Raw genomic sequence first — 12387 nt, forward strand, 5'->3', positions numbered from 1 at the left:
AGGGGGGGAAGTCCGAGCCTTTCGCGACGCCCCTGGCAGGTAGGCCACCCTTCCTGTACCTGTGGTCCATCCCCTTCCGTTCGTTCTGAGTAGGGACTGAGCCCGGCGAAGGCCCGTATCGAAGGACAGGTTGCATGAGCTTTTACGCCTACATGCTCCGCTGTTCCGACGGCAGCTACTACATCGGCCACACCGACGCGCTTGAACGCCGGATCGCGCAGCACCAGCACGGTGAGTTGCCGGGATACACCCACAACCGGCGCCCGGTGACGCTGATATGGGCGCAGGATTTTCCGAGCCGGATCGAAGCACTTGAGGCGGAACGCCAGCTAAAGGGATGGAGCCGCGCGAAGAAAGAAGCATTGGCGGCGGGCGATTGGGAGGCGGTGCGCTTTCTCGCGCGCAAATCCTTCGATACGGGTCTTCGGCTTCGCTCAGCCCCTACTCAGGACGAACGGGGTGGGGTGGGTGAGCGGGATGGTTTGGCCGAGCACGATGGATTGGCCGAGCACGACGAATTTGATGAGCTTGGCGAGATTGGTGGATTTGGCGACGTGATTGACGAATACATGATTGGTACGGACGCGGCTGGCGGCAGCGAAGTGCTCCCGGATGGGGCAAGCATGGCTGGCGCTTTGACTCCACCCCCCGTCATCGTCCTCGTCCGCCCCCAGCTCGGCGAGAACATCGGCAAGGCCGCGCGCGCCATGCTCAACTTCGGGCTCACCGAAATGCGTCTCGTCTCCCCGCGGGACGGCTGGCCCAACCCCTCCGCCGGCCCCGCCGCCAGCGGTGCCGACATCGTTCTCCAGGACGCGCAGGTGTACGACAGCGTCGCCGCCGCCACCGCCGACTGCGCGCAGGTGTATGCCACGACGGTCCGCAAGCGCGGCGTGACCAAGCCGGTCGTGACCCCCGAACAGGCCGCGACCGAGATCCACGCCGCCCCCGGCCGCTCCGCGATCCTGTTCGGGCCCGAGCGCTCGGGCCTCGAAACCGACGACGTCGCGGTGGCGCGGACGATCATCACCGTGCCGATCAATCCGGAATTCGGATCGCTCAACCTCGCCCAGGCGGTGATCCTGGTCGCCTATGAATGGTCGAAAGGCCTCACCGCCGAGCGCGAACTGTCGCAGCCGTCGATCAACCCGATCATGCCGCCCGCACCGCAGGAGGAGCTCGACGGGATGATCGGGCAGCTCGATGCTATGCTGATGAGGGCGGGGTTCTTCCACCTGCCCGACAAGATGCAGTCGACGCGGCGGACTCTCCGCACGCTGCTGACCAAGCCGGGCTGGTCGAGCCAGGAGATCCGGACCCTCCGCGGGGTGCTGTCGTCGCTGGCGGGGAAGAGGCCGCGGGTCTGATCCCCGACTGACCCACCAGCCTCCGTTCGCCCTGAGCGAAGTCGAAGGGTGTGCCCCAAGCGAAGGTGCTTCGACTTCGCTCAGCACGAACGGGGTGGGTGGACGGGGTGGGGTTTGGGGCTTGTCGGACGTTTTAGCGCCGGTCGAACGCAGCTAGCTCATACGCGATCGAGGCTTCGACCAAGACCTCCCACAAGTCCGCTATGACCGCGTCCGGCAGCCCCAACCTTACCGCCTCCGCCCGCGCATTCTCGATCACCTGAGTCTTCCGCGCCTCGTCGCGCACATGCCCGCGCTCCGGCTTGATGCGCGCGGCGGCGTCCATGTATGCGAAGCGCTTGGCGAGCAGCGCAACCAAGTCGCGGTCGAGCGCGTCGACGCCTGCGCGGACCTCGGTCATGGTGGTGCAATCGGGGCCGGATAGGATAGTCATCGCGGTCTCTTGCCGACCCTCTCGCACCCTGTCCAGCATGACCGCCGAGCTTGACTCTGGCGCCCCCTCCGTCTAGGCGCCCGCCTTCGCAATGGCCCTGCACCCCGGTGAAGCGGTGGCCCTGCCTTGTCCGGACCTTTGGGTCTTAACGACGACCAGCAGAGCGATACCGGGACCAACGTTGTTTGCATTTGCAAAGGTTATACTATGTCGAAGCGTCAAAGCGCGAAGTACAAACTCGATCGCCGTATGGGCGAGAACATCTGGGGTCGTCCCAAGTCGCCGGTCAACAAGCGCGAATACGGCCCGGGCCAGCACGGCCAGCGCCGCAAGGGCAAGGTCAGCGATTTCGGTATCCAGCTGCGCGCCAAGCAGAAGCTCAAGGGCTATTACGGCGACGTGACCGAGAAGCAGTTCCGTGCGTGCTACCATGAGGCTGCGCGTCTGAAGGGCGATACCTCGCAGAACCTGATCGGCCTGCTCGAGCAGCGCCTCGACATGATCGTCTACCGCGCAAAGTTCGCGCCGACGATCTTCGCCGCTCGCCAGATCGTCTCGCACGGCCACATCCGCGTCAACGGCGTGAAGTGCAACATCGCCTCGCGTCGCTGCTTCGTCGGCGACGAGATCACGCTGGGTTCGAAGGCGCAGGAAATGGCGCTTGTCATGGAAGCGCAGAGCCTCGCCGAGCGCGAGATCCCCGACTACGTCGCTCCCGACGGTGCGGCCAAGGTTACCTTCACGCGCGTCCCGACGCTCGACGAAGTGCCTTATCCGGTGAAGATGGAGCCGAATCTGGTCGTCGAGTTCTACTCGCGCTGAGTTGAGTATAACGAGACCGGCCGGCGGTGCTCAGGCACCGTCCGACGACGTGGCTTCGCCACGGCGCGGTTTGGAACAGAAAAGGGCGGTCCCGTTGGGGCCGCCCTTTTTTCGTGTCACATCCCCAAGAAAGCCCGCAGGAAGGCATCTGCCTTCGTCAGCATCGCGGTCCGCGCGACGTCGTCATCGAGTTGGTGATCGAGTCCCGTAAACTCGACCAGTTCGACCTCGCCGCCGGCGCCCTTTAGTTTCGACGCCATCAATCGGGACTCGCCGATGCCGACGTTGCGATCCTGGTCGCCGTGGAACAGCAGCACGGGCACCTTGATCTTGTCGGCATGGCGCGCGGGCGACCCTGCCTGGATATGTGGTCCGTGGCCGATAAAGGCGTCGACCATGGTGTAGTTGCTGAAATTGCGGGCTTCTGATCGCAGCGCCTCGAGATCGGTCACCGGCGCGATCGCGACGATCGCCTTGAATAGCCCAGGATCGAGCACCGCAGATTGCAACGCCGCATAGCCGCCATAAGACCAGCCGACGATCGCCAGCTTGTCCGGCGCGGCGATCCCCTGCGACACCAGCCAGCGGCCGGCATCATCGACATCGGCGATTGCGGTCCGCCACGACTGGAAGCCATTTTTCTGGAACCAGGCGGAGCCATAGCCGGTCGAGCCGCGGAAGTTGGGCTGGAGCACCGCGAACCCGCGTGCGGCGAAATACTGCGACAGCCAGTCGAAGCCCCATTCATCGCGTGCGCCCGGTCCGCCATGCGGCATCACGATCGCGGGCAGGCCCTTGCCGTCGCGTCCCGCGGGTAGCGTTAGGTAGCCGGGGATCATCGTGCCGTCGGCGGCCTGGAAGGTGATCGCTTTGACGGGGGCAAGCGTCGTCTTCGCCAACTCCTGCCGCGCAGGCAGAACTTCGCCCATTTTCTTGGTGGTGCGGTCGAGCAGGTAATAGCGGCCGGGATCGACATCGCTGCCGGCGAATAGCAACAGCTTGGTCTCGTCCGCGCTGGCATCGACGAAGGTGATGATCGGCTGGCCCGGCAGCGCCCGGTGCAGCGATGCCGCAAGTGTCTTCAGGGCAGGATCGAAGAACGCCACTTCGCGTCGATCGGTGGCGTAGGACGCGCCGACGACGCGATTCTGCCGGCCGATCCGGATCAGTGTGTCGACATCGACATCGGGTCGCGCGAGAACGAGGTTTCGCTTCAGGCTGCCGTCGAGCGTGATGCTGTACAGCGCCTGGCGTCCGTCCGCATCGTCGAAACCATAGACGACGTTCAGGTCGTGATCGACTGCATAGGGATCAAAGCCGATGGACCCACCGCTCGGTTGCGCGACGACTTGGCTGAGCGGCAGCCAGTTACGATCGTCGGGCTTGCGGTAGGAATAGACGATCTTGCCGCGATCATAGCCCGAACTGGATTTCTCACGTGTCCCCATGATCCGGATCGTGCCACGACCGTCGCTGATATATTCGGCGGCAGAATTGCGGGCTGGTTCGACGGTTCGACGCGACAGCGTGAGGGTATCGATCCGTTCGACGCCCAGACCATCCGCGCTGCTGGCGAGATGGGTGCCGATTGTGCTTTCAGGAACGAACTTGCGCGTCATCAGGACCGCGCCATTCACGCCGTCGGCGGTCCAGTCGATGACTGCGCCGCCGTCCTGCATGATGTCGAGCGAACGGTCGTTGGTGCGTGCGCTGAGCATCTTCATGTTGCCGCCGTCGCTGTCGACCGCCAACGCCCGGCTGAAACCAAGCAGTCCGGCCCCGCTTTGCGCGGTGGTTGAGATGCGGCAGATCAGTCGGGTGTTCGTCGACCAGTGACAATCGCGCAGGCTCTCGGGATCGCCGGACGACATGAGGATCGCGTCGCCGATCTTGCCGCTGGCCATGTCGAAGATGCGCAGCGCGGCACCACGGCCACGGGTCGGGATGAGGATCGCGATGCGCGCGCCGTCGGGCGACATGCTCATCTGCTGGAGCTCGCGTGCGCCGAATGCGGCCGCCACTGGGCCGGCGGGGTCGACCGCGGCCTGCGCCGCTGGAACGGTCAGCATGCCCCCGATCGCGACACCAGCGCCTGCTCTCCTCAGCAACCGCATCATCATCATCTTCCCCCGATAAGGTCCCTGAGCGCGATCCTATCGACGATGGGGAGGACGGCAAGCATAGCGGTGCTTGCGTGGTGCAGGAGGCGCTGCCAGAACGCCCGCCAACGTATCGGGGGAGACGATCATGCGCGCCGCTATCTTGCCTTTTTTGCTGCTCGGGACCGCCGCGTCCGCTCAGACGTCGTCGACACCCGCTCCCGCGATCTCGGTCGAGACGTTGAAGACCGTCACGCAGGTGCTGTCGTCGGACGCGTATGAAGGCCGCGCGCCGACCACCCCCGCCGAGGCGAAGACGGTTGGCTATATCGTGGAGCGGATGAAAGCGGCGGGGCTCAAGCCCGGCAACAAGGGCGCATGGACGCAGGACGTGCCGATGGTTGAGATCACCGCGACCGCCGTGCAGCCCTATGTCTTCACAGGTGGCAAGACGCCCGTAAGCCTCGCCTATCGTACCGAAATGGTCGCGGGCACCTATCGCGTAGTGCCGAAGGTATCGGTGGCGAACAGCGACGTGGTGTTCGTCGGCTATGGCATAACCGCACCCGAAAAGGGCTGGGACGATTATGCCGGCGTCGACGTGAACGGGAAGACGGTCGTCATCCTCATCAACGACGCCGACTGGCAGACGATGTCGCGTGAGGGGCCGTTCGAGGGGCGCGCGATGACGTGGTACGGGCGCTGGCCGTACAAGTTCGAGAACGCCGCCAAGCACGGCGCCGCGGCGGCGATCATCGTCCATGATACCGAGCCGGCGGCGTATCCGTGGGCGGTGGTGCAGTCGTCCTGGACCGGGCCGCAGCTGGAACTGGACGAGAAGGGCGATCATCTCGACCAGTCGCAGATCGTCGGCTGGATGCAGCGCGCGTCGGCCGAGCGCGTGTTCGCGAGCGCGGGCAAGGATTACGCGACGCTCGCCGCGGCGGCGAAGGTGAAAGGGTTCAAGGCGGTGCCGCTCGGGCTGAAGCTGTCGGGCGGGTTCACCAACACCATCAAGCGCCAGGCGTCGAAGAACGTCATCGGCGTGCTGCCGGGGACTGCGAAACCCGACGATTACGTGATGTATTCGGCGCATTGGGATCATCTCGGGCGCTGCGATCCGGTCGATGGCGACGACATCTGCAACGGGGCTGCGGATAACGCGACGGGTGTCGCCGGACTGATCTCGCTGGCCGAGGCGCAGGCCAAGGCGGGCCCGGCCAAGCGCTCGATCGCGTTCCTGGCGGTGACTGCGGAGGAGTCCGGGCTGCTCGGGTCGCGTTATTATGCCGAGCACCCGATCTATCCGCTGGCGCACACCGTCGGCGGGGTGAACATGGACGTGCTCAACACCGATGGCCGCGCCAAGGACTTCGTCCTGGTCGGCGCAGGGAAATCCGAGATCGAGGATCTGGTGAAGCCGTTCGTCGCTGCCGAGGGCCGCGTGATCGGCGTCGAGGCGAACCCGGAGCGGGGCGGCTATTACCGGTCGGATCACTTCAGTTTTGCCAAATTGGGCGTGCCGATGCTCGATGGCGGCAGCGGCGAGGACCTCGTCGTCGGTGGCACCGCGGCGGGGCATGCCAAGCGCGAGGATTATGTCGCGCACCGCTATCACAAGCCCGCGGACGAATATGACGCGAAGTGGGACTGGTCGGGCGTGGTCGACGACCTGACGATCTATTACGGCCTCGGGCGGAAGCTTGCGGACGATACCAGTCTGTGGCCGAACTGGTATAAGACCGCCGAATTCCGCGGCATTCGTGACCGCGACCGCGCAGGAGCCAAGTGAAGTGACGACGACCACCCCCGCCGAATGGGCGCATCATAAAGCCGTCTGGATCGGCTTTCCTAGCCATGCGGACCTATGGCTGGAGGATCTGGAGCCGGCGCGGGACGAGGTCGTTGCGTTCGCCAAGGCGGTGCATGCCGAGGGCCGGGGCGAGACGGTTATCCTGGTTGCGGCGGACGTCGGGTCGGCGACCACCGCCAAGAAGCTGGCGCCGTTCGCGCAGGTGGTGGTCGAGCCGTTCGGCGATATCTGGCTGCGCGATACCGCGCCGATCATCGTCGGCGACGGCAGCGCGCGCGACTTCCGGTTCAACGGCTGGGGCGGGAAATACGATCTGCCGGGTGACGACACGATCGGGCAGCGGCTGGCGGCGAGCCGGCACAAGCGGGTCGAGACGTGCGACTGGGTGCTCGAAGGCGGCGCGATCGATGGCGACGGCACCGGGACGGTCGTGACGACACAACAGTGCCTGCTCAACCGCAACCGCAATCCGTCCCTCAGCAAGGCGGATATCGAGGCGCGGCTGGCGTCGGATCTGGGCTATACCCGCGTGGTGTGGCTGGGTGACGGATTGGTCAACGATCATACCGACGGTCATGTCGACAACCTCGCGCGGTTCGTCGGCGAGGGGCGCGTAGCGATCCCGAAGCCGACCGATAACGATCCGAACTGGCAGGTGTACCAGAACGCGGCGCGAGACGCGCGGGCGGCGGGGCTGGAGGTCGTGACGATCCCGTCGCCGGGCCGCGTGCTGCGCGATGAGGAGGTCGTGCCCGCGAGCTACATGAACTTCTACATCGGCAATGCCGCAGTGGTGGTGCCGTTATATGGGACGGAGAACGACGCTGCGGCGGTGGTGGCGATCCAGGCGCTGTTCCCGGACCGCGAGGTGGTCGGGCAGCGTGCGGATCATATCCTGACGGGGGGCGGGAGCTTCCACTGCATCTCGCAGCAGATTCCGGGCTGACTTCTGTCTCGTTCCCCCGCGGAGGCGGGGGCCCAGGGTTATAAGCGATGTCGTTCCTGGCTCCTGGACCCCCACCTTCGCGGGGGAACGGCCTTCGAGGTGCGCTCAGCTCTTGAATTAAAAGCACCACCCCGGCGAAGGCCGGGGCCCAATTGGGGGACGTAGCCAACGGAAGACTGGCCTTCGTTACGCCAACCTTTCCAATTGGGCCCCGGCCTTCGCCGGGGGTGCTAGGCGGGTGAGCTCAGCGGCTCCAGCGGGCCCAGATTGCCGTCGGGAGCGTCAGCCCGCGCGCTTCTTCGCGGACGCCCAACTCGCCGACTTCGACCTTGCCGGGGAGATCCGCGAAGACCTGGTTCAGCAACTCCCCGATCGCCAGCGCGGACATCCGCACCGCGTAGACGGTCAGGAACAGAAACCGCGAATTCTCGTCGAGCAGCCTGCGGCAGTCGGCGATCAGCTTCGGCAGATCTTCCTCCAGCCGCCAGACCTCGCCCTCCGGCCCACGCCCATATTTCGGCGGATCGAGCAGAATCCCGTCATACCGCCGCCCCCGGCGCACTTCGCGCGCGACGAACTTCGCGGCGTCGTCGGTCATCCAGCGGATCGGCGCGTCGGCCATGCCCGACAGTTTCGCGTTGGCCTTGGCCGCCTCGACCGACTTCTTCGACGCATCGACGTGCACCATGCGGACGCCCTTGGTCGCCATCGCCAGCGTGCCGACGCCGGTATAGCCGAACAGGTTCATGCATTCGGGGCTGTCGAGCCCCGCGACGCGCTCGCGCATCCAGCTCCACACCGGCGCCATGTCGGGGAAGAATCCGAGGTGGCGGAACGGCGTGGTCTGCGCGGTGTACGACACCTCGTTCCACTTTAGCGTCCAACCTTCGCGGGGCACGGGTTCGGAGAATTCCCAGCGACCGCCGCCGTCCTCGTCGGAGCCGGGGACGAATTCGCCCTGCGCCTGCCAGTCGGTCAAGGCGGGCGCCCACATCGCCTGTGGCTCGGGCCGGATGAAGCGGAAGCGGCCATAGCGTTCGAGCTTCTTGCCGTGGCCGGAGTCGATCAGGCCGTAATCCGCCCAGGGTTCGCCGATGAGGGTTTCGAGATTCATGCCGACGGCTTTGCCCGCTCGGTGATGTAGGCGGTGATCGCCTCGAACGTCGCCGGCAGAGTTGCGTAGCGCTCCTCACGCTGGAACAGGTCGCCGACGCGGGCGGGGAGCGACGGACGGACGCCCGTGGCGCGCTCGACCGCGTCGCCGAACTTGGCCGGGTGCGCGGTGGCGAGCGTCACGATCGGCACGCCGGCGGGGACTTCGGTACGCAGCGCTGCGGCGAGGCCGATCGCGGTATGCGGGTCGATCACTTGGCCGGCATGCTCGTGTGCCCAGCGCATCGCCAGCGTCATGTCGTCGAGGTCGATGCGCTCGCTCTGGAAGAGGGCGGAGGCGCCTTGCGACTGCGCGTTGGTAAGGCGCATCGCTCCCGAAGCTTCGAAGCCGGCCATCTGTGCGGCCAGCGCGGCACCGTCACGATCGCCGAGGTCGAACAACAGGCGCTCGAAATTCGAGCTCACCTGGATGTCCATCGACGGGGTCGGGGTCTGCTGGACGCCGCCCTTCGAGTAATCGCCGGTGCTGAGCGCGCGGTGGAGGATGTCGTTGACGTTGGTCGCAACGACCAGCTTGGCCACCGGAAGCCCCATCTTCGCCGCGACATAGCCGGCGAATACGTCGCCGAAATTGCCGGTCGGCACCGAGAATGCGACTTCGCGCTCGGGCGCGCCGAGGCGGACGGCGGCGTAGAAGAAGTAGACTACCTGCGCCATCAGCCGGGCCCAGTTGATCGAGTTGACCGCCGACAGCGCGAACCGGTCGGAGAAGGCGCGGTCGTTGAACATCGCCTTTACGAGCGCCTGCGCATCGTCGAAGCTGCCCTCGATCGCGATGTTGTAGACATTGGGGCTGAGCACCGTGGTCATCTGGCGGCGCTGCACGTCGGAGATGCGGCTGACCGGGTGGAGCATGAAGATGTCGATGCCCTCGCGTCCGGCGACCGCGTCGATCGCCGCCGAGCCGGTGTCGCCGCTGGTCGCGCCGACGATCGTCAGGCGCTTGGTCGTACCGGCGAGGAAGCGCTCGAAGAACAGGCCGAGCAGCTGGAGCGCGACGTCCTTGAACGCGAGCGTCGGGCCGTGGAACAGTTCGAGCAGCCACTGGTCATGGTCGAGCTGGACCAGCGGGGTCACCGCTGCGTGCGAGAAGCGGCCGTATGCCTGTTCGCAGAGGGCCTTCAGCTCGTCGCGGGACATCGCATCGCCGACGAATGGGGTCATCACGGCGACCGCGGTGTCGACATACGAGAGCCCGGCGAGCGCAACGATCTCGTCGCGGGTCATCGTCGGCCACCCCTCGGGGAGGTAGAGGCCACCATCGGACGCGAGGCCGGTAAGCGTCGCCGCTTCGAAATCGAGGATTGGCGCCGAGCCGCGGGTGCTGATGTAACGCATGGCCAAGCCGGTTAGCGAATGGGCGGGAAGGCGACAAGCTTTCGGGCGCGCGCGGTGTGTGATCCCGTCGGTCCCCAGTTCCCAGTCCCTTACGTCAGCGGCAGTCCGTTGCCCCTAACCCCGTTCCGTCACCCCAGCGAAAGCTGGGGTATCTCACGAGGCAGATGAAGCGAGCCAAACGGGGATATCCCAGCTTTCGCTGGGATGACGGTGTTTGATCTATCGTGCGTCCGAGTCCGGTCGTGACCGGCGGCGCAGCGCCAAGGTGTAGATGATCGCGGCGATGGCGGCGAAGAAGAACCATTGGCCGGCATAAGCGAGGTGGTTGTTGGGGACGGAGGCGAGGTCGGGCTTGCCGTTGGGATTGAGGCCGGCCTGCGGCGTGTCCGCGACCAGCATCAGGCGCTGCGGGGTGTGATCGAACAGCGATCCGATCAGTGATCGGCCGTCGGGCGCGTGGCTGATGAAGCCTGAGACTTCGCCGCCGGGCCAGTTCACCTTGGTCATCGGATCGCGCGTGGTGCCGAGCTGGACGACCATCCCCGGACCTTCCGCGCCGGTGCTGCACTCGGCGATCGCGCGGAACCCGGATTTGCCGGCGCCGGCGAGTTTGATCTCGGTCGGCTGGAGGCACAGGCCCGACGCGCGGCGGAACAGGAGCGTTTCGTCGGGGAAGCGCGGGAAGGCCATGGTCGGCTTGGCGGGGTTGGCGGCGAGCTGCGCCAGGAATGCTTCCTTTTTTGGGAGGCGGTCGAGCAGTTGCCACAGGCCGAGGCCGATCATCGCCGCGATCGCGAGCGTGACGAGGATGGTCGGGACGACGGGTATGCGCTTGGTCACGGGTCGATTCGGCCTTCGCGGGCTGCGTTGCGGTATTCGGCGGACATTAGCGCGCCCTTGGCGGCGCGTAGGGACAGCACGACTCCGGCGGCGGTGAAGGGGATCCAGATCAGCATGTGCAGCCAGAGCGGCGGGTGGACCTTGAGTTCCAAAGTGATCGCTAGGGTCACGACGAGGGCGCCGAGGATCAGCGTGAGGAAGGCGGCAGGGCCGTCGCCGACGTTGAACTTAGAGAAGTCGAGGCCGCAGTTCGGGCAGCGGTCGGCGAAGTTGGACCATTTGGCGAAGAGCGTGCGCTTGCCGCAGCGGGGGCACAGGCCTTTCAGCGCGACCTGGGCGATCGAGGGGGCTGTGGCGAGGGGGTAGGGGTCTTCGGTCATGCGGTCAGCGCTCCCCTTGTTTCCCCGCGAAGGCGGGGATCCAGACTGGGCTCCCGCCTTCGCGGGAGAACAAGGGGAGGGAGACGGCCGGCTTATTCGCCACCACCCCGGCGGAGGCCGGGGCCCAGTTGGGGGACGTTGCTGACAGAGTCCCGCGCTTCGTTACTGCGACCTTGCCAACTGGGCCCCGGCCTTCGCCGGGGTGGTTGCCGAGGTCGGGGTGGCGGCCGAAGATGGGGTGGTAAAAGCTCAACCCCCGTGGACGGGTGCGCCCCAGCCGCCCCAGACGTAGACGGTGACGAACAGGAACAGCCACACGACGTCGACGAAATGCCAGTACCACGCCGCCGCCTCGAAGCCGAAATGCTGCTTCGGGGTGAAGTCGCCGCGGTACGCGCGGACCAGGCAGACGATCAGGAAGATCGTGCCGATCAGCACGTGGAAGCCATGGAAACCGGTCGCCATGAAGAATGCCGCGCCGTAGTTGATGCCCTTGAACGGGAAAGGCGCGTGGACGTACTCATACGCCTGGATTGCGCTGAACAGCGCGCCGAGGATCACGGTCAACCACAGGCCCTTGAGCACGCCGTCGCGGTTGCCGACGCCGATCAGGCCCCATGCGCCGGTCTTCTCGCCGCCGCGCTGGTTGTGGATCAGCGCGTGGTGCGCCCACGTCACCGTGGTGCCCGAGGTCAGCAGGATCAGCGTGTTGAGCAGCGGCAGTTCGAACGGGTTGATGACCGTCAGGCCCTTCGGAGGCCACTGCGCCACGATCGCCGCGCCGCCTTCGACCGCACGCGTGACGCTGCCGTCGGCATAGGTCATCGCCGTCGGGAACAGCGAGAAGTCGAAGAACGCCCAGAACCAGCCGACGAAGAACATCACTTCGGAGGCGATGAACAGGATCATGCCGTAGCGGAAATGAAGCTGCACGACCGGCGTATGATCGCCCGCGCGTGCCTCCTGGATGACCTGCGCCCACCAGCTGTAGAAGGTGAAGAGCAGCCCGGCGAGGCCGATGAAGAAGATCCAGCCGCCGCCATTGGGCTTGTCGATATGCCCGCCATGCATCCACATGATGCCGCCCACCGCCATGATCAGCGCCGAGAACGAGCCGACCAGCGGCCACACGCTCGGCGGCAGGATATGGTAATCATGGTTCTTGGCGCCGGCCAT

Annotated in this window: 11 protein-coding genes; 4 read left to right on the top strand and 7 right to left on the bottom strand. The window is 65.9% G+C overall.

The window, feature by feature from the left end; genetic code table 11:
- The first annotated feature begins 134 nt into the window (after positions 1–134).
- Entirely contained in the window at positions 135–1367 is a 1233-nt protein-coding gene (locus U1737_RS13020; RefSeq protein WP_248523909.1) for a TrmH family RNA methyltransferase, read from the top strand.
- Positions 1368–1500: 133 nt separating this feature from the next.
- On the opposite strand, the gene U1737_RS13025 is transcribed toward U1737_RS13020, so the two are convergent.
- Entirely contained in the window at positions 1501–1800 is a 300-nt protein-coding gene (locus U1737_RS13025) for a chorismate mutase (protein ID WP_248523911.1), read from the bottom strand.
- Positions 1801–2007: 207 nt separating this feature from the next.
- Between U1737_RS13025 and rpsD the strand changes: the two genes are divergently transcribed.
- The gene (rpsD, locus tag U1737_RS13030) at positions 2008–2622 is read left to right on the top strand and encodes a 30S ribosomal protein S4 (protein ID WP_056017869.1); all 615 of its coding nucleotides are present in this window, start codon (positions 2008–2010) and stop codon (positions 2620–2622) included.
- A gap of 116 nt (positions 2623–2738) precedes the next feature.
- On the opposite strand, the gene U1737_RS13035 is transcribed toward rpsD, so the two are convergent.
- Positions 2739–4691, bottom strand: coding sequence for an alpha/beta hydrolase family protein (locus tag U1737_RS13035; protein ID WP_332797054.1), 1953 nt, complete (start codon positions 4689–4691; stop codon positions 2739–2741).
- 178 nt (positions 4692–4869) lie between these two features.
- On the opposite strand from U1737_RS13035, the gene U1737_RS13040 reads away from it, so the two are divergent.
- Positions 4870–6513 (top strand): M28 family metallopeptidase, encoded by a 1644-nt coding sequence (locus tag U1737_RS13040; protein WP_332797055.1) that lies wholly within the window; start codon positions 4870–4872, stop codon positions 6511–6513.
- Between the two features lies 1 nt (position 6514).
- On the top strand, positions 6515–7480 hold the full coding sequence (locus tag U1737_RS13045; protein ID WP_332797056.1) for an agmatine deiminase family protein: 966 nt from the start codon (positions 6515–6517) through the stop codon (positions 7478–7480).
- Positions 7481–7724: 244 nt separating this feature from the next.
- Here the strand turns inward: U1737_RS13045 and U1737_RS13050 are convergent, their stop codons facing one another.
- The 5 genes from U1737_RS13050 to U1737_RS13070 form a co-directional block, all read right to left on the bottom strand.
- Positions 7725–8594, bottom strand: coding sequence for a class I SAM-dependent methyltransferase (locus U1737_RS13050; RefSeq protein WP_248523917.1), 870 nt, complete (start codon positions 8592–8594; stop codon positions 7725–7727).
- Positions 8591–9991, bottom strand: coding sequence for a threonine synthase (gene thrC / locus U1737_RS13055; protein ID WP_248523919.1), 1401 nt, complete (start codon positions 9989–9991; stop codon positions 8591–8593). Before thrC ends, U1737_RS13050 begins: the two co-directional genes overlap by 4 nt.
- A gap of 219 nt (positions 9992–10210) precedes the next feature.
- On the bottom strand, positions 10211–10831 hold the full coding sequence (locus U1737_RS13060) for an SURF1 family cytochrome oxidase biogenesis protein (protein ID WP_332797057.1): 621 nt from the start codon (positions 10829–10831) through the stop codon (positions 10211–10213).
- Positions 10828–11211 carry a DUF983 domain-containing protein gene (locus tag U1737_RS13065; protein ID WP_248523921.1) on the bottom strand — a complete coding sequence of 128 codons (384 nt, stop codon included), beginning with the start codon at positions 11209–11211 and terminating at the stop codon, positions 10828–10830. The genes U1737_RS13060 and U1737_RS13065 overlap by 4 nt, the downstream gene beginning before the upstream one ends.
- A 249-nt stretch (positions 11212–11460) precedes the next feature.
- Positions 11461–12387 carry a cytochrome c oxidase subunit 3 gene (locus U1737_RS13070; protein WP_248523923.1) on the bottom strand — a complete coding sequence of 309 codons (927 nt, stop codon included), beginning with the start codon at positions 12385–12387 and terminating at the stop codon, positions 11461–11463.

The sequence above is a fragment of the Sphingomonas fucosidasi genome (assembly GCF_036663855.1).
In the GTDB taxonomy this organism is placed as follows: Bacteria; Pseudomonadota; Alphaproteobacteria; order Sphingomonadales; family Sphingomonadaceae; genus Sphingomonas; species Sphingomonas faeni_B.

Bases quoted from the DNA above. Each gene is read 5' to 3' on its own strand.
- U1737_RS13025 (WP_248523911.1), bottom strand. From the start codon at position 1,800: ATGACTATCCTATCCGGCCCCGATTGCACCACCATGACCGAGGTCCGC.
- U1737_RS13070 (WP_248523923.1), bottom strand. From the start codon at position 12,387: ATGGCCGGCGCCAAGAACCATGATTACCATATCCTGCCGCCGAGCGTG.
- thrC (WP_248523919.1), bottom strand. From the start codon at position 9,991: ATGCGTTACATCAGCACCCGCGGCTCGGCGCCAATCCTCGATTTCGAA.
- U1737_RS13020 (WP_248523909.1), top strand. From the start codon at position 135: ATGAGCTTTTACGCCTACATGCTCCGCTGTTCCGACGGCAGCTACTAC.
- U1737_RS13035 (WP_332797054.1), bottom strand. From the start codon at position 4,691: ATGCTGACCGTTCCAGCGGCGCAGGCCGCGGTCGACCCCGCCGGCCCA.
- U1737_RS13040 (WP_332797055.1), top strand. From the start codon at position 4,870: ATGCGCGCCGCTATCTTGCCTTTTTTGCTGCTCGGGACCGCCGCGTCC.
- U1737_RS13065 (WP_248523921.1), bottom strand. From the start codon at position 11,211: ATGACCGAAGACCCCTACCCCCTCGCCACAGCCCCCTCGATCGCCCAG.
- U1737_RS13050 (WP_248523917.1), bottom strand. From the start codon at position 8,594: ATGAATCTCGAAACCCTCATCGGCGAACCCTGGGCGGATTACGGCCTG.
- rpsD (WP_056017869.1), top strand. From the start codon at position 2,008: ATGTCGAAGCGTCAAAGCGCGAAGTACAAACTCGATCGCCGTATGGGC.